This window comes from Rhizomicrobium sp., from assembly GCA_037200045.1.
Classification (GTDB): domain Bacteria; phylum Pseudomonadota; class Alphaproteobacteria; order Micropepsales; family Micropepsaceae; genus Rhizomicrobium.
Window position 1 is genome coordinate 683,532 of the sequence record JBBCHM010000001.1, and the last position, 20,630, is coordinate 704,161.

At 63.5% G+C, this 20,630-nt stretch carries 14 protein-coding genes; 9 read left to right on the top strand and 5 right to left on the bottom strand.

What is annotated here, in order from left to right; all coding sequences use genetic code 11:
* Nucleotides 1-76: 76 nt before the first annotated feature.
* From WDM86_03045 to WDM86_03065, 5 genes are all read left to right on the top strand, one after another.
* Nucleotides 77-2,629 carry a TonB-dependent receptor gene (locus WDM86_03045; GenBank protein ID MEI9988992.1) on the top strand — a complete coding sequence of 851 codons (2,553 nt, stop codon included), beginning with the start codon at nucleotides 77-79 and terminating at the stop codon, nucleotides 2,627-2,629.
* Between the two features lie 77 nt (nucleotides 2,630-2,706).
* A complete protein-coding gene (locus tag WDM86_03050; protein MEI9988993.1) occupies nucleotides 2,707-4,518 on the top strand; it encodes a prolyl oligopeptidase family serine peptidase in 1,812 nt (603 codons plus the stop codon).
* Nucleotides 4,512-4,739 carry a hypothetical protein gene (locus WDM86_03055; protein MEI9988994.1) on the top strand — a complete coding sequence of 76 codons (228 nt, stop codon included), beginning with the start codon at nucleotides 4,512-4,514 and terminating at the stop codon, nucleotides 4,737-4,739. The genes WDM86_03050 and WDM86_03055 overlap by 7 nt, the downstream gene beginning before the upstream one ends.
* Nucleotides 4,740-5,466: 727 nt before the next feature.
* Complete coding sequence (locus WDM86_03060) at nucleotides 5,467-6,597, top strand: alkene reductase (protein ID MEI9988995.1); 1,131 nt, start codon at nucleotides 5,467-5,469, stop codon at nucleotides 6,595-6,597.
* Nucleotides 6,594-7,124, top strand: a complete 531-nt coding sequence (locus WDM86_03065) for a flavin reductase family protein (GenBank protein MEI9988996.1) — start codon at nucleotides 6,594-6,596, stop codon at nucleotides 7,122-7,124. Before WDM86_03060 ends, WDM86_03065 begins: the two co-directional genes overlap by 4 nt.
* Before the next feature lie 88 nt (nucleotides 7,125-7,212).
* Here the strand turns inward: WDM86_03065 and WDM86_03070 are convergent, their stop codons facing one another.
* Nucleotides 7,213-10,026, bottom strand: coding sequence for an amino acid permease (locus WDM86_03070; GenBank protein MEI9988997.1), 2,814 nt, complete (start codon nucleotides 10,024-10,026; stop codon nucleotides 7,213-7,215).
* A gap of 4 nt (nucleotides 10,027-10,030) precedes the next feature.
* A complete protein-coding gene (locus WDM86_03075; protein ID MEI9988998.1) occupies nucleotides 10,031-10,849 on the bottom strand; it encodes an SDR family NAD(P)-dependent oxidoreductase in 819 nt (272 codons plus the stop codon).
* A 98-nt stretch (nucleotides 10,850-10,947) separates the two neighbouring features.
* On the opposite strand from WDM86_03075, the gene WDM86_03080 reads away from it, so the two are divergent.
* The gene (locus WDM86_03080; GenBank protein MEI9988999.1) at nucleotides 10,948-11,556 is read left to right on the top strand and encodes a TetR/AcrR family transcriptional regulator; all 609 of its coding nucleotides are present in this window, start codon (nucleotides 10,948-10,950) and stop codon (nucleotides 11,554-11,556) included.
* Here WDM86_03080 and WDM86_03085 read toward each other — a convergent pair.
* Nucleotides 11,553-12,791, bottom strand: a complete 1,239-nt coding sequence (locus WDM86_03085; protein MEI9989000.1) for a hypothetical protein — start codon at nucleotides 12,789-12,791, stop codon at nucleotides 11,553-11,555. The genes WDM86_03080 and WDM86_03085 overlap by 4 nt on opposite strands.
* 175 nt (nucleotides 12,792-12,966) lie before the next feature.
* Between WDM86_03085 and WDM86_03090 the strand changes: the two genes are divergently transcribed.
* From WDM86_03090 to WDM86_03100, 3 genes are all read left to right on the top strand, one after another.
* On the top strand, nucleotides 12,967-13,674 hold the full coding sequence (locus WDM86_03090; GenBank protein MEI9989001.1) for a TetR/AcrR family transcriptional regulator: 708 nt from the start codon (nucleotides 12,967-12,969) through the stop codon (nucleotides 13,672-13,674).
* 167 nt (nucleotides 13,675-13,841) lie between these two features.
* A complete protein-coding gene (locus tag WDM86_03095; protein ID MEI9989002.1) occupies nucleotides 13,842-16,049 on the top strand; it encodes a TonB-dependent receptor in 2,208 nt (735 codons plus the stop codon).
* A gap of 17 nt (nucleotides 16,050-16,066) precedes the next feature.
* On the top strand, nucleotides 16,067-17,275 hold the full coding sequence (locus WDM86_03100) for an aminotransferase class III-fold pyridoxal phosphate-dependent enzyme (protein MEI9989003.1): 1,209 nt from the start codon (nucleotides 16,067-16,069) through the stop codon (nucleotides 17,273-17,275).
* Between the two features lie 50 nt (nucleotides 17,276-17,325).
* Here the strand turns inward: WDM86_03100 and WDM86_03105 are convergent, their stop codons facing one another.
* Both WDM86_03105 and WDM86_03110 read right to left on the bottom strand, forming a co-directional pair.
* On the bottom strand, nucleotides 17,326-18,945 hold the full coding sequence (locus WDM86_03105; protein ID MEI9989004.1) for a peptide ABC transporter substrate-binding protein: 1,620 nt from the start codon (nucleotides 18,943-18,945) through the stop codon (nucleotides 17,326-17,328).
* 62 nt (nucleotides 18,946-19,007) lie between these two features.
* Nucleotides 19,008-20,594, bottom strand: a complete 1,587-nt coding sequence (locus WDM86_03110; GenBank protein ID MEI9989005.1) for a peptide ABC transporter substrate-binding protein — start codon at nucleotides 20,592-20,594, stop codon at nucleotides 19,008-19,010.
* Nucleotides 20,595-20,630 lie beyond the last annotated feature (36 nt).

The following is a 20,630-nucleotide window of genomic DNA, read 5'->3' on the forward strand; positions in this document are numbered from 1 at the left end:
CAGAACCGGGGGACCGATGCAGCCGAGGTCAATGCGTAGCGTATGGGTGCGGAGCACCGCACTGGCGACCGTCTTGATGACACTTTCTCCTGCGGCATGGTCGCAGACGCCGGCCTACAGTTTCGACATCCCTGCAGAACCGCTGGCCACCGCATTGCACGACTTTGCCCGAATTTCGGGCCAGCAGATCATCTTCTCGTCCGATCAGGTTGCGGGCAAATCGGTCGCGGCTCTCAGGGGCGAGTATTCGAGCGAGGACGCCCTCTCACGCCTTCTCGCCGGCACTGACCTTGTTGTCGATCGCGCCGCGTCCGGCGGCATCATGGTCCGCCCAAAAAACGCCGAAGCCGCCTCAAATGACAGGGCGGCAGAAATTCCGGGAGTCGAGACAGTTGTCGTTACGGGCACCAACATTCGGGGCATCGTGAACCCGACGTCGCCGGTGTTCTCGTATAGTCGCGCTGACATCGACAAGACGGGATACGCGACCACTCAGGAATTTACGCGAAGCCTGCCGCAGAATTTCTCAGGCGGCACCTTTGGCGCCACAGAAGATGGTCCTCTGGGCGCCGGTGCCCATGGCCAATCCAACGTCGAAGGCGCGAGCACTGTGAATCTTCGCGGTCTTGGCGAGGATTCGACGCTTATCCTGCTCGACGGGCATCGGATGGCGCCGTCCGTTCTGGGCTCTACGGTCGATATATCCGTCATTCCGTTGTCCGCCATCGACCGCATCGATGTGGTCGCTGACGGCGCGTCTTCGATTTATGGATCGGACGCCGTCGCGGGTGTCGTAAATTTCGTCCTGCGCAAGGACTTCGACGGCGCCGAGTCGGAAGTGCGCTACGGTTCGGTCACGTCCGATTCCTTCGACCAGGTCACTGTCGATCAAATCGTCGGCAAGAGCTGGGAAACCGGCAACATCCTGGCAAACGTTCAGTACGACTACCAAAGCAGTCTGCCGACGACGGACCGATCGTTCACCTCCGGCGCCGGACAGCCGACGGACCTTCTGCCCGCGTCGAACAAGCTTTCGGTGGTGGCCTCGGGACATCAGGAATTGTTGCCGGACCTGGACATATCTGGCGATATTCTATTTTCCGACGACAACACAAAACGCCGCGACACCTTCGATCCGGCCGATGCAAGTTCAATAAAAATACCGCACACCACGGTCAACATCAGCGCCGGCGTCGGATATGAGCCATTTGGAGACTGGCGCGTCGAGTTGACCGGCCTTTATGCGAAAGAAAATACTGACACAGTCTATTTGAGCGTCACGCCGGCAATCTTTGGCTATACGCCCGGCACGGTCGCATATCGCGATGCGGCCCTTCTCGCGTCTGTCGATCTTAAAGCCGATGGGACGCTGCTCGTTCTCCCCGGCGGTGCCGTTAAGGCGTCAATCGGAGGAAGTTTTCGAAGCGAAGATACAACTGACTTTACGACCTATTCCGGCTCGTCGCGCGACAGCGCTCGACATGTCTCGGCAGTGTTCGGCGAGCTCTACATACCCCTGATTGGCGATGACAATCGCTTCGCCTTTGCGCGACATCTGGATATCTCGGCCGCCATTCGATACGACCACTACTCAGACGTCGGCGGCACGACGAATCCCAAGATTGGCATCCTCTGGTCGCCGATCGACGGTCTCAATGTGCGCGCGACACTGGGAACGTCTTTTCGAGCTCCAAACGGCGCCGACCAGCTCAACAGCGCGAGCGGGCTGAGCATTCTCAACTACGCATTTGCTTCGCCGACGGGGCCGGGCACAGTGCCGGTATTTGCCTTGGTTGGCATTGCGCTGCCGCTATTGCCGGAAAAGTCCCGTAACTGGACGGCGGGGTTCGACTATCAGTCACCGCTGGTACCCGGCGCGAAACTGTCGTTCGACTATTACAACGTCGACTTCACGAACAGGATCGTTTCTCCCCTGTTCGACGTCAATGCCTTGCTTCATCCGCAGGTCTATGGCCCGCTCATCACGCCTCTTGCGAACGATGTGGCTTCGGCTGCGTACCTTGCCAGCGCCATCGCCCATGGGGACACGTTCTATGACTTTCTGGGTACTGGGTCCGCCGGCATACGCTATGCTTTCAATACGGCAGAGCAAAACGCGGCAGTCGCCCGTCAGAACGGGTTCGACATTACGGGCGACTACCAGTTCGGTTGGAGCGAGGATCATTTCGACGCCCGGGCGAACGCCGCAATTATCAACGAAATCGACACGCAGTTCGCGCCGGACTCGGCCGTCACCGATCTCGTAAACACCTACAGCAATCCGCTGCATGTAAAATTGCGTGGCGATGTGACCTGGACTCGCGGCCCGCTCAGCGTCAATGGCGCCATCAATTACAGCAATGCCTATGTCGATACGACGGCGACGCCGTACGGAACGATCGCGGCGTCTACGACCTTTGACTTGGCCATGCGGTACGCGCCCACGGATTGGAATGGCTCGACGTTGTTGAGCGGTACGTCGATCGGCGTCGCTGCCGTCAATTTGTTCGACAGCGACCCTCCCTATGTCGTCAGTTCGGGAGGATTTTTTACGGGCATTCACTACGATGTCGGCAATGGCGATCCGCGGGGGCGGTTTGTGTCGATTGATATACGCAAGACATGGTAGGCGCCGTTCTCGACGCGGCCGGTGCCTTTTCTGCGCGCGGTGGCACAACGACGTTGTGGGCGCGCCGGGAGGGGCGTGTGCAAGCCCTCGCGTCTGCGATCACCGTGTGCGCGGGCATCATTTTGGCTATTGGGACGGTCCAGGCCCGGGCGGCCATGCCCGTTACGGTGATGCGCGTGCTGTCCCTCTCAACGGAACGGGCGCGACGGGTTGCGCTGGGAAATAGCGACTTTTCCTGGATTGCCGGCGGACACAGGTTGATTTTTTCCACGACCGCAACGAACGGTTCGCACTCGATCTACGTCTATGATGTCGAAGCGAAGCGAACTTTTCGAATCATAGGCGGCGAAAAGCCCGAGCCTTCGCCCGATGGACGCAAGCTGGCCTTCATCGCCGCCGACAGCCGTAAAAGTCTCGGCACCAAAGATGTGCTGCAGATCTGGATTTGCAATTCCGATGGCAGCAATCCTGTACAAATCACAAAGTCTCCCATCGGGTTCGGCTCTTATGTCGTCTCGAGCTTTCACTGGGCGCCAGACTCGAGGCACCTCCTCTATGGCCGCATCGATTTCACTCCCCCCGCCGCGGTGGCTGGACAGAGTACGGTTGAGGTTTACACGCGCGGCTACAAAGGGCCCCAGCCGCATTCTTCGCTTCATGTATTGGATCCGGCCAATGGCACCGACCGTGAGGTCATTTCGCGATCGGGCTTTATCGGGACCTATGGCTGGCTCAATGCCACAAGCATCTTCTATTCCTTTTCGCAGGTTGTGGCTCCGGGTACCGATGCGAAGGTGATGGCGCGCTCAATCACATCTGGCGATGAACGCGTGCTCATTTCCGGTTACAATCTCGAGGATGTCTACGGCCCCACCGTCAGCCCCTCGGGAGACCGGATCGCCTTCATTGCCGATCCGGGCGAGGCGGTGCGCTACCCGGTGCGTCGCGAACTGGCGGTCTATTCAGTAGCTTCAAAAGACGTTGCGATACTTACGCATTACGCCATCGTATCGCCTTGGCTCGTATGGCGCCCGGATGGGCAAGGTGTTATCCACACGGAAGGGCGCTTCAACTCACGCGAGCTGTTCTCCACGTCTCTCGATGGACAATCTCGTGCGCTGACCAGGGGGCCAGGGCTTAACAGCGCGCCAAAATTCTCGAGTGATGGAAAATACCTCGTATGGCAATACACGTCGCTCGATCAGCGGCGGGTGCTGAGAATCGCCCGTTGGGGCGGCGGCGCCCTGATGGATGTCCGAGATTTGCTCGAATTGGAAAATCCTCTTGAAGGGTTTCGGGTTGGCCCGACCAAAGCCCTTCAGTGGAAAAGCGCGGATGGATCGATCGTCGACGGCGTGCTCATACTGCCACCGGATTATGACAGGCGACGTCGCTATCCGCTTATTGTCGATCTGCATGGTGGTCCGGAAGGTGTTAGTGCTACGCTGGCGCAATCGGGAATGCCAACTGAAGGCTTTTTCCCCTACATCATGGCGAACTTCGGCTATGCGATCCTTGTGCCGGATTATCGCGCGAGCGGCCTCATGGGGTACGACAAAATACTGTCGGCGCGCGATCACAATCAGCTGTTTGAGCCGGATTTCGAGGACATCGACAAGGGCGCGGATTCGCTCGTTGCAGGCGGCATCGCGGATCCACGGCGCTTGTTCTTGATCGGTCACAGCTGGGGCGGTGATGAGACCAATTATATCATCACACACAGCCATCGGTACCGCGCCGCGATCTCCTACGAAGGATCTGATGCGCTCACGAGTTGGGCCTGGATAAATGCTACCGTACACGGCGTGAATACCAGCAGCGAGTGGGACATGCGCGGCTCTCTCCCTTGGATCACATCGGCATGTACTTGCGAGAGTCCGCAGTGGTAAATGCCGCCGCCATCACCACTCCCACCTTATTCATCGCGTGTGAAAACGGGGTCAATGATCCGGCGTTGGAGTGGCTTTACGTGGTGTCGCAAAAGCTGAATGTGGATAGCCAATATCTTTTCTATCGCGGCGAACCGCACTCGATTGCCAAACCGGAAAACATTGCCGACTTGATGGGCCGTATAATTGGCTGGTTTGGGCAGCACGACAACCGGCATTGAAAGTTGACCACGAAGTGTTACGCGTAATTCACTCCCGACACGTTCCTGGAGTGACCAAGGGACTGCTTCCTCGCGAGCCGCTCAACATTAGAGACCGTACTCACGACGCACATAACTCATGTATGAGTCAAAAGGGCAGGCGAGCGAGAATGCCATGCAAAACACGCCGCCGATGGTCGTGGACGGCCACCTTCTGTCGCAGGACAAAGCTGCACTCGCTGCCCAAATTCTGAACAAGGCTGGGACGCTGCTCGACCGGTATCTTGACGCTCAAACTCGCGCCATAATTGGGAATACGGCCCTGTGCATTATTGTGGGAGATGTCAAATTTGGGCTCCAAAAGGCTAGCCGACATTCCGCCCTTTTCGGCCGAATTCGGAAGGCAGAATGTCTGAAATCGCTCGGAAACGCTGGTCCGCGCCGGTTTAGGAAACCGTTGCTCTATCCTGCTGAGTTACGGGGTCGTCTAATCGAAACAGATACTTGGCGATGCGTTCACGTGCAAGTTCTGACCGATTGCCACCGGACAGGCGCCCAATCGTTCGCGTTTGTACCCGGTTTCAGCACCTTGGAGAACGCCGAGTCGACGCGCTCCGCCGCGCGATTTCCGGCGGTGCGCCACAGACAAGGATCGGGCCTTGGGTTTGCGGCGGTTGCCTGACTTCCGTCAAAGATGATCGCGGCGCTGGCTGCTCTTGTAGCTAGACAGCAACCGCATGAGGCGATGATGACGACGACGATCCATTCGGCGGACAGCGACTTGTTCGAGCCGGTGCGGCTTGGCCGTTACCGGCTTTCCAACCGCATCGTCATGGCGCCGCTGACGCGCAGCCGCGCGACCGCGGACGGCGTGCCTCGGCCGATCATGACGGAGTATTATCAGCAGCGCGCCTCGGCCGGGTTGATCGTCTCGGAAGGAACCAACATCTCTCCGCAAGGTCGCGGCTATGCCTTCACGCCGGGGATTTACAGCCCGGCACAGATCGAAGCCTGGCAGCCGGTCACCGAGGCCGTTCACGGCCGGGGCGGGCGCATCTTCGTGCAGCTCTGGCATGTCGGGCGCATCTCGCATCCCTCCCTTCAGCCGGGCGGTGCGCTTCCGGTCGCGCCTTCGGCGATCAGGCCGGCGGGCCATGCCTTCACCGAGTCCGGCTATCAGCCCTGCGTCACGCCGCGCCCGCTACGGACGGACGAAATGCCCGAAATCGTCGAGCAATATCGCCTGGCGGCGCGGAACGCGCTGGCGGCCGGCTTCGACGGCGTCGAAATTCATGCGGCGAACGGCTATCTGATCGAGCAGTTCCTGCGCGACAGCACCAACCAGCGGACCGATGTCTATGGCGGCAGCCGCGAAAACCGCGCGCGGCTGTTGCTCGAAGTGACCGAGGCGGTGGCGTATATCTGCGGCGGCGATCGCGTCGGCATCCGGCTCTCGCCGGTGACGCCGGCCAACGATATCGGCCCCGACAGTGATCCGCAATCGACCTACGGCTACGCGGTCGACCAGCTCAATGCGTTCGACCTGGCGTATCTGCATGTGATCGAGGGCGCCACGCAGGGACCGCGCGAGGTGTCCGGCGGGTTCGATTTCCAGGCGCTGCGGCGGTCGTTCAAAAGTCTTTATGTCGCGAACAACGGGTACGATCGCGCTCTTGCGCTGGAGGCGCGCCGACACAACGACGCAGACCTGATCGCCTTCGGCAGACCGTTCATTTCCAATCCCGATCTGGTCGAGCGCCTACGCATCGGTGCGCCCCTGACGTCGCCCAACAGCGCGACGTTCTTCGGCGGCGGCAAGGAAGGCTACACGGACTATCCCGTCCTGACGAAGGATGAGCGCAAGGCGACGGCGGCATGAAGGGGCTTCCTCTCGCCAAGGTCTATCAACTGCTTGAGCCCGGCCCGGTGGTTCTCCTGACGACCGCGGATAAGGGCCGGCCGAACGTCATGACGATGTCGTGGCACATGATGCTCGATTTCGAGCCGCCGCTGCTTGCCTGCGTGGTCTCGCAAGGCGATTACAGCTTTGCCGCGCTGCGCCGACACGGCGAATGCGTGATCGCGATTCCCGCCGTGGCGCTCGCGTCCAAGGTGGTGAAGATCGGCAACGCGCATGGCGATGCCATCGACAAATTCAAGTCCTTCGGCCTTACGCCGGTTCCCGCGCAAAGCGTGGCCGCGCCGCTGGTCGCGGAATGTTTCGCCAATCTCGAATGCAAGGTCGTCGATACGCGCATGGTGAAACGGTACGATCTCTTCGTCCTGGAAGTGGTCAAGGCCTGGATCGAGCCCGCGCAGAAGAACCCCAGGACGATTCATCATCACGGCTACGGCACGTTCGTGGTGGATGGCCGAACGCTCAAGCTCAAATCGAAGATGCGGTGAATATAGCGCCGGTGTGACGAGCCCGCCGCCGATGGAAGATCGGGCCAAGAACCGCGCCGACCTCGGCGGCACCGGCTGCGCGCCGGTGCTATTTCTTGAGCGGCGCGTAGAGCGCGTCGCTTGGGTCGGGCCAGCCGAACTGCTCGCGGCGCTCCGCCAGGACGCGCCGATAGATCGCGACGTCGACATAGTTCGCATGTCGCGGCGAGTCGACATAGTTCTTCGTGCCGCGCAGATTGGGCCGGTCCTCGCGCTTCAGGCGCTCCCACTCCGCGGCGCCCTGTCCGCTCTGTTCGATCCACGCATCCATCGCCGCCATCTGGGCCATCTCGTCGAAGCGCTGATATCCGGCGGAGGCAAACTCCACGAATCCCACGATCGCCAGGCCGTGCAGACGGCGGTGGAAGATGTTGAGATACAGCTCCGGGTGACCCTGCTTCCAGCTGAACAGCTGCTCGTCGAGATAGGGAATCTTGTAGTTGTAGCCGGTCGCGAACAGGACGAGATCGAAGCTCTCCTCGCTGCCATCGGCGAAGATCGCGCCGGTCTCGGTGAAGGTCTTCACGTCGCGCTTGGCCTTCAGATCGCCATGCGCAAGGTAGTGCAGGATCTGGGTGTTCATGATCGGATGCGATTCCAGCGCCTTGTGATCGGGCGCCGGCAGGCCATAGCGCGTCAGGTCGCCGACGACCGCATCCAGCATCTTGCTGGGATCGTCCGGGATCACGACGCCCTTGGGCGGATGGACGCCGCTCAGGAACACGTCGGTCGGTATGCCGAAGATATGCTTGGGCACGAAGCGATAGCCGCGGCGAACGCTGATGAAGGCGGCATCCGCCGTGCGCGCCGCGTCGCAGGCGATATCGACGCCGGAATTGCCGGCGCCGACGATCAGCACACGCTTGCCGCGCAGGATGTCGGCGCTGCGATAGGACACCGTGTGCATGACCTGGCCTTTGAAGCGGTCGAGACCGGGATAGTCGGGCAGGCTCGCATGCCAGGTCACGCCATTGGCGCTGACGATGCCGCGATAGATCCGCGTCTCGCCGTTCGACAGCGTCACGCGCCAGCCGTCCTTCGCGTCCTCGCCCAACGGTTCGGCATGGCGCACTTCGGTGTTGAACGTGATCGCGCTTCGCAAGCCGAAGGTTTCGGCGAAATCGCGAATATAGGCGAGAAGCTGACGATAATTCGGATAGTCGGGATAGTCCTGCGGCATCGGTAGGCCGAAGAAGTTCGACGTGTATTTCGACGAGATGAAGTGCGCGGACTCGTACATCGACGAGCCCGGATTATCGATATCCCAGATGCCGCCGACATCGCCGTGGCGCTCGAATTGATCGTAGGGTATTCCGGCGAGCCGGAAGGCGCGCGCCGCAAGCAGGCCGCAAGGCCCCGCGCCGACGATGCAATAGCGGCCGTCATAATGCGTCATGGGCACCGCGCGTGCGCTCTCTGTGCGCAGATCGGCTTCGGCCATCACGCTGTAATCGGCCGGCCGGTTCGCCCGCATCCAGGCGGCGAAGCCGATGCCGGCGAGGATCACGGCGGGATAGATCGCCGGCAGCCACTTGACCCAGGCGAGGTCGGCCGTCGCCAGCAGCGGGAAGTTCACGGAAACCAGGATCGCCGCCGCTACAAGTCCCGCGGCGCCGATGACCGACGCCACCAGCAAGCCCACATTCCCCAGCATTTTGCGCCGCGCCAGCCACGCGATGATGGCAAGGGCCGCGAATGCCTGCAGCACGATGATGCCGAGCGTGCCGGTGCCGATCAGCACGGGGATGCCGGCCTGATAGGGATCGACGCCGCTCGCGGCGAAAGCTGCGACGCAGATGAGCGTGAGCACGCTGACGGCAAGGCTGGCATTCGACGGCGCATAGCGCGCCGGATGGAAACGGCCCAGAAACTGCGGCAGGAGCTTCTCGCGGCTGAGCGCAAAGAGGTAACGCGCGGCGGCGTTATGGATCGCGAGGTAGGACGCCAGGATCGAGGTGCAGACGAGAAGCGCCGAGATATCCGACATCGTCTGGCCGCAGAACCGTGCGAACAGGCTGAACATCAGCATGCCGCCGCCCGCCGCCGCCGCGCTTGCGGCATGCTCGAAGGTCAGCGCGCCCACCGTCACCCAGGCGGTGAAGAGATAGAACACGCCGATCAGGATCACCGCGGCATAGGTCGCGGTCGGAATGCTGCGCTTGGGGTCTTTCGCCTCCTCGCCATAGAGCGCGGCGGATTCGAAGCCGATGAAAGACGTGAAGGCGAACATCAGCGCCACGCCGAAGCCCGGCGAGAACAGCACCGCCGGCGCAAAGGAGTCGGCGGGAAATGCCATCAGGCCTTTCTGCGTGATCACGGCCGCGTCGAACACCGCCAGCACCAGGATTTCCGCCGTCATCAGCACGCCGAGGATCCGCGACGACAGGTCGATGGAGCGGTAGCCGAGCACGGCGACGATCGCGATGCCGCCGGCCGCATAGACCAGCCATGAGATCGTCACGCCCAACGGCGCCAGCGCAAGCGCCAGGAAGTATCCCAGGAACGCCGCCATGCCGATGGTGAAGCTGACATAAGCGATCATGGCGATGAACGCCGCGCCCACGCCAAGTGGCTTGCCCAGCCCCTGCGCGACATAGGTGAAGAACGCGCCGGTGCTCACGATGCGCCGGCTGATCGCGGCATAGCCGACGGAGAAGCAGATCAGCGTCAGCGTCGCGAACAGGAAGGCGGCCGGCACGCCGCCGCCATTGCCCCTGGCGAGCGCGATGGGAAGGTTGCCGATCATCGCCGCCAGCGGCGCGGCCGCGGCGACGACCAGGAAGATGATGCGCGGCGTGGAAAGGACGCGGCGGTGCTTGCCGGTCTCGAAACGTCGCGTGATGTCGCGGAGCGAGGCGTCCATCTGGTCAGCCCTCCGCCGTCAGGCCGCGGCTTTCCAGGAAGCGCTTCAGGCCCTTCTCGCCCTGCTTCTGGAAGGTCGGGATCATGCGCGGCAAAAGTCCCGGCGCGATGCAGACGATTTTCGCCGTCACGCTGTCCCAGAAGGGCAGGTGGGTCTCCAGCCTCGTGCCGTCGAGCGCGCGCAGGCAGGCGGCGGCGACGTCCTCGGCGCTCAGCACGTCCTTGTTGAGGAAATTCAGCACCGAGCCGCCATGGGTGGCTTCGTAGCGCAGCATCGGCGTGTCGACCGCGCCGGGAAACACGCCCACCACCTTCACGCCGTGCGGCGCAAGTTCGAGGCTTGCCGCCGTCAGGAACCCGCGCAGCCCGAATTTCGAGGCGCTGTACGCGGCGCTTCCCGGCAGCGCGACGAGACCGGCGGCGGAGACGATCGACAGGATCGCACCGGTCTTGCGCTTCACCATGACCTCGGCCGCCGCTTTGGTCAGTTGCATCGGCGCGATCAGGTTGATGGCGATGTGGCGCTCGATCTCGGCGAAGGAAAGATCGACGATATTGCCGGGGCGGATGATCCCGGCATTGTTGACCAGCAGATCGGGTTCGGGGCGCGCCTGGATAAGCTGGGCGACGGACTCGCGGCCCGCGCCGGTGGACAGGTCGGCGACCACCGTCTGCGTGCCGTCCGGCAGCGCGGACCGGTTGGTGGCCAGTCGCGCCTCGTCGATGTCCACGAGGGTGAGCGCATAGCCGCGCTCCGCCAGCTTGCGCGCCAGCGCCGCTGCGATGGCGCCGCCGCCGCCGGTGATGATCGCCGTTTTGCCCATGACCCGTCCGCACACAGATGTTGAATTTCAATACGTGATACAGTATCACGTTTTTCATGACAAGCTGGAACGCTCGGAAAAAGAAGCAGCCGCGCAAGGTGGCCCGGACGAAGGCGCAGCAGGTACGCTCGAAAGAGACCGTGCAGCGCATTCTCGATTCCGCGATGGCGCTGACGGCGGAGAAGGGCGAGGCGGTCACGATGTCGGAGATCGCCAAGCGATCGAGCGTCGTGATCGGCGCGGTCTATCGCTATTTCGCCGACAAACGCGCGATCAACCGCGCCATCCTGTTGCAGCATTTCGCGCAGGTGGAGGCGATGCTGCGCGAGCACATCTGGGCGGCCGCCAGCGCGGACGAGTTCATCGCCACGGTGCAGTCGGTCTATGAGCTCTATTTCGAGATGCACCAGCGCGATCCGCTCTATCGCAACATCTGGTCGGTCGTGCAGACCGACGCGGCGCTTCAGGCGCTGGACGTCGCCGATACGCTGAAGAACGCACGGTTATTTTACGATGTGGCACGGCCCTTCTTCCCGAAGGCCGACCGCGAGGAGTTGATGGCGGTCTGCGTGTTCCTGCTCCACTTCGCGGCATCGAGCAGCCGGCTCGCGCTCGCGCTGCCCCGGCCGATGGGCCGGCGGATGCGGCCGATCTATCAGGAGGTCATCGCCAATGCGCTGCAGAATCTCGTGCTTGCCGGGCGTTAACTCCCGGGCCGGGCACGGTAATGCGCGATCATCGACACCGCGAACATCGCCGACCCGAGCGTCGTGAGCGCGGCGGCGATCCAGAACGCGCCGCGCACATCGCCCGGCGTGACGCCGAACGAGGAGAGGAACGGCCCGGCGCTCAGGCCGAAGATGGTGATCGCGGTTCCCAGCATCACGGCGCGTCGCGACGGCTCCATGTCGATTAGCAGGCGCACCTGGAACGGATTGAGCGCCAGCCAGAACAGGCCGAACAGCGCCGTTGCCACGACATAGGCCGCGGTCGATTGCGCCGTCGCGATCAGCGCGATCACGATCGCCTGGCACAACGGCCCCAGCACGGTGACGGCGCGAAACGGCAGCCGCCAGGCGAAGCCCGCGACGGCGAAGGCGCCGGCCACCTGGGCCAGAAGGCTGAAGGCGAGCGCGGACCCCACGACGTCCGGCGCGATGTGATATTGCGCGGCGATGCGCTCAGCATAGTCCCACGCCCCGCCGATCGCGGCGTTCTGCAAGGTGATGCCCGCCAGGATCCCGATGACGGGCAGCGTCCACACCTTGCCGCCGGCCGCGGCTTCGGCGCTGGGCGGCGGCCGTCGCTCGGTGAGGACGAACGCCGCCGCGGCGGAAATCGCGGCTATCGCGGCCAGGATGAGAAAGCCGCCATCGGCGCCGATCCGCGGCAGCAGGATCGCGGGAAAGACATAGGCCAGCACGGCCTGCGGGATCGTCTGCAGCGCCAGGAACAGTCCGTTCAGGCGATCGGGACTCTTCGAATGGGTGATGACCACGATGGCGGCGCCCAGGATGAAGCCTTCCAGGAAACCGGCGGCGCCGCGCGTGGCGAACAGCATGAGCGTGGTGTGCGAGACATAGATCGCCGCATCCAGCAGCGCCAGCAACACCGCGCCGGCGGCGACCTTGGCGGCGATCCTGCCCCGGCTCAGGACCTGTGCGCCCACCGCCGATCCGATCGCCAGCGCCAGCACCTCCACCGTCGCGAGCCGGCCGAGCGAGGCTTCATCGACGCGGCCCTCCTGCGCCAGCGCGCCCAGCAGCACCGGCTGCACGCCCAATATCATCAGCGAGGCGGTGCCGATCACCATGCTGCTGGCGATGACGTGCCAGGAATCTCGCGGGCCGCTGGGCACGAGGCCCGATTCCAGTTCCAGCCCGGCGACGCCGCTCGGCGCCGGGCCGAGCGGGGGGACAGTTTCGGATGAAACGGATTGCATCTGGCCTTCACATCATCGCATGTCGCCGGCAGGCTAACAGCGGCGCCCCGGCACGGCCAGCGCACACCGCGTCCTGCGGCGAAGATTCTTCCGCGCACGGCGCGCGGTCCTTGCCAGAATAGTAGCGGTCGCTATCTTCTTTCGGTCGGTGAACACGGATGGTCGAGCTGTCGATATGCAGAAGCGGGTGACGCCACGCGCCGGCCGGCTCGCGAAGAAAAGCCGCCCGGCGCCGCCGAAGGTTCGGCTCGAGATGAACGGCCCGCCGCTGCAGGATCGCTCCCGCTCCACCTACGATGCGATCCTCAGGTCGGCCGGCGAGATTCTGGTCGAAGTGGGCATCGAGCGGCTGTCGACGAACCTCGTGTGCAAGCGCGCGGGGCTCACGCCGCCGGCACTCTATCGCTACTTCCCGAACAAATATTCGCTTCTGAAGGAGCTCGGCGCGCGCCTCATGACGGTGCAGGACAAGGCGGTCTTCGCCTGGCAGGACCGTTACGGCAGCGCCTGGCCGGCAAGCGTTGGCGGCATGGCGAAGGCGCGGCAGGCCATCCTGCGCGATGTCGATCGCATCACGAAGACATTCCCGGGCGGCGGCTGGATCATGCGCGCCCTGCGGGCCGTGCCGACGCTCAGCGCGGTGCGCATTGCGTCGCGCGAACAGGTGGCGGAGCGCGACTTTGCCGCGCTGGTCGAGCGCTATCCGGACGCCGACCGGAAGACGCTGCGCGTCGCGGCCACCCTGTGCGTCGAGGTCATGCACGCCACGCTGGAACTGGTCGTCGACCAGCCTGAACTCGACGGCGATCTCTTCCTGCGGGAGATTTCGTACATGACCGCGCTCTACGTGGCGTCGTTCGCGAAGCCGCGAGTCAAAAAATAACTTGCAAACTATAGTTATAGCTATCATATTTTTGTTGCACTTGCGTAGGGGGAATTATGTTGCGTATTCGCCTCCAGTCGGCAGTACTCTGTTTGGCCATTCCCTGTGCAATCGCTCCGGCATTTGCACAAACTTCGGACACCGCCGGCGGCGTCGAGACGGTGGTGGTGACGGCGGAGCGCCGCGGCGAAGACATCCAGGCCGTCCCCATCACGATCCAGGCGATCACCGGCAAGCAGATTTCCGACCTCGGCATCAAATCATCGACCGATCTCAGTCAGTTCACGCCGAATGTCGCCATCGCGCTGCCGGCCGGTGCGGGCAATCAGCCGATCATCACGATCCGCGGCGTCGGCCTGAACGATTACGACACCAACAATGCCGGCCCCAACGGCGTCTACATGGACGAGGTCTATCTCGCCTCGCCGGCGTCGCAGACCTTTCAGGCGTTCGACCTGGAACGGATCGAGGTCCTGAAAGGGCCGCAGGGCACGCTCTATGGCCGCAACACATCGGGTGGCGCGATCAACTTCATCTCGGCAAAGCCGACCGACGCCTTCACCGGCAACCTGCACGCCGAGTTCGGCTCCTTCGACGACTACCAGGTCGAAGGCGCGCTGGGCGGCGCCATCACCGATAACCTGGACGGCCGCATCGCCATCGTGAAGAACGGTTCGGGCGGCTACACCTACAACAGCTTCACGGGTACGCGCGAGAACGGCGCCAACAACATCGCCGGCCGCGCCCAGCTTCTCTGGAAGCCGACTTCGGACCTCACGTTCCTTTTGAACGTCCATGGCGGCTCAGTGGCGAACCGGCCCGCGGAATACCGCCACCTCGGCGCTCTCGATCCCAACACCTTCGCGGAATGCAGCCCGCAGCAGGTCTCCTCTGCGAACAGCACCTGCGTCGACCTGTTCGGCTATGGCACGCCGAAGAACTTCTACAGCGGCGCCTATAACCGGCGCGAGCATCTGGATGTCCGTTCGGGCGGGGTCTCGCTGCGCGCCGACTATACGCTGGGCTCGCTCACGATCACCTCGCTGTCCTCGTTCGAGCGGGACGACAAGAACCATCCGGAGGATACGGACTCCGGGCCGAACCGGCTGCTGGAGATCAATTTCGGCGTCCATTCGACGGACGTCTCGCAGGAACTGCGCATCTCGCAGTCCACCGATACCTACAATTGGCTCGTCGGCTTCTATTATCTCGGCGAGAACCTGCACCAGAACCAGCCGATCTCCGAATTGCTCGACGTCGACGATTTCTTCGGTCCGGGCGCCGGCGACGCTTCGCCCGACCCCAACAATCCCAACCCGCTGACCGCGACAATCCTTTTCGACAACAGCCGGCAGATCACGAACTCCTACGCGGTGTTCGGGCAGGGCGACTACAGCATCACCGATGCGCTGAAGGTCACGCTCGGCGCCCGCTTCACCGGCGAGAGCAAGAGCTTCCTCTACAATTCGGGGCAGCAGGTTCAGGTGAACGGGATCGACAATCTCGGCCCCGTCACGCCGATCGTGTCGGGGTATTTCAACAAGCTCGCCGACCAGTCGTTCAACTGGAAGGCGGCGGTGGATTATCACGTCAGCGACACGGTGATGACGTATGCATCGGTTTCGACCGGCTTCAAGAGCGGCGGCTTCAACGGCAGCTTCCTGTCCACCGACCCGGCGCAGGCCGTGGCCCAGCTCCAGCCGGTCAAGCCGGAGAACGTCACGTCGTTCGAGGTCGGCGCCAAGACGACGTTCTTCGACGACCGCCTGCTGTTCGACGCGTCGCTGTTCTACAACCAATACCGCGATCTGCAGATTTTCGTGCTGACGCCGGTTCTCGGCACGCTCACCGAAGCGAACGTGCTGTCCAATGCGCGGCATGCGCACATGATGGGCGCCGACCTCAGTGTCGTCGGCAAGCCGATCGACAACCTCACGCTGACGGCCCAGATGGGCCTTCTGCAGGCGAAGGTCGATTCCGACGAGACCCTGTCGCTCGATCTGGCGGGCAACCCCGTCACCGACCATGGGCACCAGCTTCCGCTGGCGCCGCATGTCACGCTGACCACGTCGGCCGACTATCGCGTGCCGTTCGAGGACGGCAATCTCGACTTCCAGGTGAATGCGTCGTTCAAGAGCCACCAACTCTTCGACATCGCCAACAGCCCGTATCTCGCCCAGCGGGCCTACTGGCTTGAGAATGCGCGCATCGCCTATTCCTTCGATGACGACCAGTGGGAAGTCGCGGGCTTCGTCCACAACCTGTCCGGCCAGAAATATTATCTCGACATCTTCGATCTGAGCTCGGTCGGCTTCTTTCAGGGCATCATGGGCGAACCGCGAACATTCGGCGGCGAGCTGAACTACCGTTTCTGAGGGCGCGCGCGATGGCCATGACGAACTCGCAAGACCGTGCGCTGCGCGACCGCGCCTTCGCGGTCATCCCCAACGGCATGTACGGGCACGAATCCGTGCGGATGCAACCGGAGAACTATCCGCAGTTCTTCGCGCGCGCCGAAGGCGCACGGCTCTGGGATGTCGACGGCAACGGCTACCTCGATTTCATGTGCGGATTCGGCCCCAATCTTCTCGGCTATGGCCATCCGGGCGTCGCCGAGGCGGCGGCGCGGCAACAAAAGCTGGGCGACGCCATGACAGGACCCGCTCCGGCGATGGTGGAATTCGCCGAGAAGCTCGTCGCGATGGTCGGCCATGCCGATTGGGCGATGTTCTGCAAGAACGGAACCGACGCCACGACGATGGCGATGATGGCGGCGCGGGCGCACACCAAGAAGCGCAAGATACTGGTTGCCAAGGGCGCCTATCATGGTGCCGCGCCTTGGTGCACGCCCAATCCGACGGGGACGCTGCCCGAAGACCGGGCGCACCTCATCACTTATATATACAACGATATCGAAAGCTTCGACGCCGCGGCAAAGGAAGCCGGAAACGATCTCGCCGGCGTCTTCGCCGCCCCGTTCAAGCACGACGCCTTTGTCGATCAGCAAATGCCCGACCCGGCCTATGCGAAGCGCGTCCGGCAGCTTTGCGACGAGCGGGAGGCGGTTCTGATCGTCGACGACGTGCGGGCCGGCTTCCGCCTGGCGCGCGATTGCAGCTGGTCGCTGGTCGGCGTGACGCCGGATCTCTCCTGCTGGGGAAAGGCCATCGCGAACGGCTATCCGATTTCCGCGCTGCTCGGCTCCGACAAGCTTCGCGCGGCCGCCGGCTCTCTCTACGTGACGGGGTCGTTCTGGTTCGCCGCCGTCGCGATGGCCGCGGGCGTCGCGGCCATGGAGATCATAAAGACCACCGATTATCTGGAGCATACGACGCGGGTCGGCCAGCGGTTGCGCAGCGGGCTCGCCGCCATCGCGCGGGACCGCGGCTTCGGCATCCGCCAGACCGGGCCGGCCCAGATGCCGCTGATCCTGTTCGACGGCGATCCGGAGCTCAAGAAGGGCTATGCCTGGGCATCGGAAATGGTCCGTCGCGGCATCTACGTTCATGCCTGGCACAACATGTTCATGTGCGCGGCAATGACCGACGCCGACATCGACGAGGCGCTGAACAAGGCCGACGAAGCCTTCGCCGCGCTCTAGAAAGCCGCTTGCGCGATATCACGGCACGAGCGCCGGGATGCCCGGCCAGTTCAGTTGCCGCGCTCGGGCGTCGCGGTCGGGTCGATCCATAGCCAGCGTGAGCGGTTCATGTCGCGGATGTTGGGAATCCACCCCTTCACATAGGGCTCCACGATGTCCTGCGTGACGTTGAAGCGGCCCGGAATGACGCCGACATCGTCCAGCACGATCTGTTCCGCGTCGCGCAAAAGCTCGCCGCGCGCCTTGAGGTCGAGCGTCTGGTAGGACTTCGCCAGCAGTGCGTCGAATTTCGGATTGTTGTACTTGCCGTAATTGTTGCCGCTCTCCGATTGCAGCAGATCGAGGAACGTGCCGGCGTCGTCGAAATCGCCGATCCAGGCGCTGGTGGCGATTTCGAACTGGCCTTCCTGCAATTTCTTGTAGAAGAACTGCCCATCCGAGGTGACGATATCCACGTCGATATAGACCGCGCGCAGCATCGATTGCAGCACCGCGGCGCTGCGCTTCGAGTCGGGCGTGGTCGAGGTGTCGAAGGTGGTGCGGAAGTGGTTGTTCGGGCCATAACCCATCTCGACCATCAGCGCACGGGCCTTGGCCAGGCGCTGCTCATGCGTCAGGGACTGGAAGTCCAGATGGGCGCCGCCCGGATAGTTCGCCACGCCCGGCGGCACGAAGTGATAGGCCGGAACGTCGCCCAGCCGCAGGATCTTGTTGCACAGGATCTCGCGGTCGAGGGCGAGCGCTATGGCCTCGCGCAGGCGGCGGTCCTGGAACGGCTTGCGCTGGAAATTGACCACCAGATAGCTCACCGCCAGCGTCGGGTTGAGCTGGAGGGCGCGGGGAATGTTGTGGCGCATCCAGGCGATCTCGGCCGCGGGGATGAGGGTCTGCGTGTCCTGCTCGCCGGCGCGGATCGATTTGAGCGCCGCCAGCGTGTCCGAGGTCGGCTTGTAGATGACGGTCTGCAGCCGCACATTGGCCGCGTCATAGAAGCGCGGATTCTTGACGAGCGTCAGATGGTCGTTCGGCACCCATTCCTTCGGCAGGAACGGGCCGTTTCCGACATAGTTTTCCGGCTTGGCCCAGGCGTCGCCCTTCGCCATCACGACGTGGCGCGGCACGGGAAACACCGCCTGGTGCAGAAGATATTCGAGCATGTAGGGCGCCGGATGTTCGAGCTGCACGACCAGCGTCTTGTCGTCCTTGGCGGCCACGCCGAGCGCGTCGGTCGGCAGCTTACCCTCGCTGATCTTCTGGGCGTTCTTGATCAGCCAGAGATAATAGGCATAGGGCGCGCCGCGCGCCGGCTCCAGGATGCGGCGCCAGGCGAACACGAAATCCTGCGCCGTCACCGGCACGCCGTCGGACCAGACATGGTCGCGCAGGTGGAAGGTCCAGGTCTTGCCGTCCGGCGAGGTCTCCCAGCTCGTCGCGGCGCCCGGGATCGGCTTGCCGTTGGCCGCCTCGGTCGTCAGCCCGACCAGCAGGTCGCCGACGACGAAGGCCTCCCAATTGCCGTCGATATAGTGCGGGTCGAGGCTCTTGATCTCGCTGCCATTGCCGCGGACGAGATAGTCGGGCGAATGGATCGTCCGGCTCGCCGTGCCGAACTTGGTGCAGGCGCTGAGCAGGATCAGGACGGCGATAGCGGCGAACCGCGCTGCGGACATGTACAAAAGCCCCTTGTCGACACAATCTATATAGCGGATTCGCCGGCGACCCGTGCTGCGGCTCAATGGGCCGCCCGGTCGAGCCACAGCCAGCGGGTCCGGTGCAGATCGCGCGGATTGTCCACCCAACCCTTTACATAAGGCTGAACGAGGTCCTGGCTGGTGCGGAAGCGCATCGGGATCCAGGGATAGTCCCTGAGCGCCACGCGTTCGGCCGCGGCCAGAAGCCGGCCGCGCCTGGCCGCGTCCGGTTCCTGCTGGGCCGTGTTCAGCATGGCGTCGAAAGCCGGGTTCCGGTAGCGGCCGTAATTGTTGCCGGCGTCGGACCGCAAGAGGTCGAGGAAATTGCTGGCGTCGTTGAAGTCGGCGTACCAGGACGCGGCGCCCAGGTCGAAATTGCCCTGGTTCATGTTGCGGCCGTGCACGGCGGCGTCGATGGCGCTGATGTCGATATAGACCCAGATCTCGCGCAGCATCGCCTGAAGCACGGCGGCGACGCGCTTGTTGTTCGGCTCGTCATAGGTCTCGAAATTGAGCCGCAACGGGTTGTCGGGCCCGTAGCCGGCGCGGTTCATCAGCCATTGGGCCTTTTTCAGGCGCTCGGCGGCGGAGAGGGGCCGGAAGTCGTAGGACTGCTCGCCCGGATAGTTCGCGGTGCCCGGCGGCACGATGCCATAGGCGGGCGGCTCGCCCAGCCGCAGGACCTTCTGCGTCACTATCTCGCGGTTGAAGGCGAGGTTGAGCGCGCGGCGCACGCGCAAATCGTTCAGCGGCGGGTGCTGCAGATTGATGGAGATGTAGGACAGGGCAAGCGCCGGCTTGGTGTGGAGCAGGGCCGGCATGGTCCGGCGAAGCCATTCGATCTGCGTCAGCGGGATCGGCGTCTGGATGTCGAGTTCGCCGGCGCGGATCTGGCGCAGCGCCGCGTTGCTGTCGGCCGTGGGATAGAAATTCACGACGTCGATCCGCACGCGCTGGGCGTCGTAGAAGCGCGGATTCTTGACCAGCGTCAGGTGGTCGTTCGGAACCCATTCGCGAGGCACGAACGGCCCGTTGCCGACGAAATTGCCGGGCCTGGACCAGCCATTGCCCTGGGCGAGCACGACATGGCGCGGCAAGGGATAGGTGGTGTCGTGGGTCAGAAGCTGCGGCAGATAGGCGGCCGGGTGCTCCAGCGTGACCACCAGGGTCCGGTCGTCGACCGCCTGAACGCCCAAGGCCGTGGGCGGCAGCGTCGCCGCGCTGATCGCATGGGCGTTCTTCACGACCCACAGATTATAGGCATAGGAGGCCCCGGTCCGGGGATCGAGCAGGCGCCGCCAGGCGAAGACGAAATCCGCCGCCGTCACCGGCCGCCCGTCCGACCAGACATGCTCGCGCAGGTGGAAGGTCCAGGTCTTGCCGTCGGGCGACACGGTCCAGTCCGTCGCCGCGCCGGGGATCGACACGCCCGCCGCGTCCGACGTCGTCAGGCCGATCAGGAGGTCGCCCTCGATGGTGGATTCGGCGACGCCGTCGATGAAATGGGGATCGAGGCTCCGGATTTCCGATCCGTTGCCGCGATTGAGCACCGTCAGGGCCGAGGCCGGCGCCGCGCCGGTGCCTGCGGCAAGCCCCGCAAGAAGGACGGCACGCGCCCATCGGTTCATTGCCATGCCGTTCGAAGCCCTCGCAGACCGCCCGTC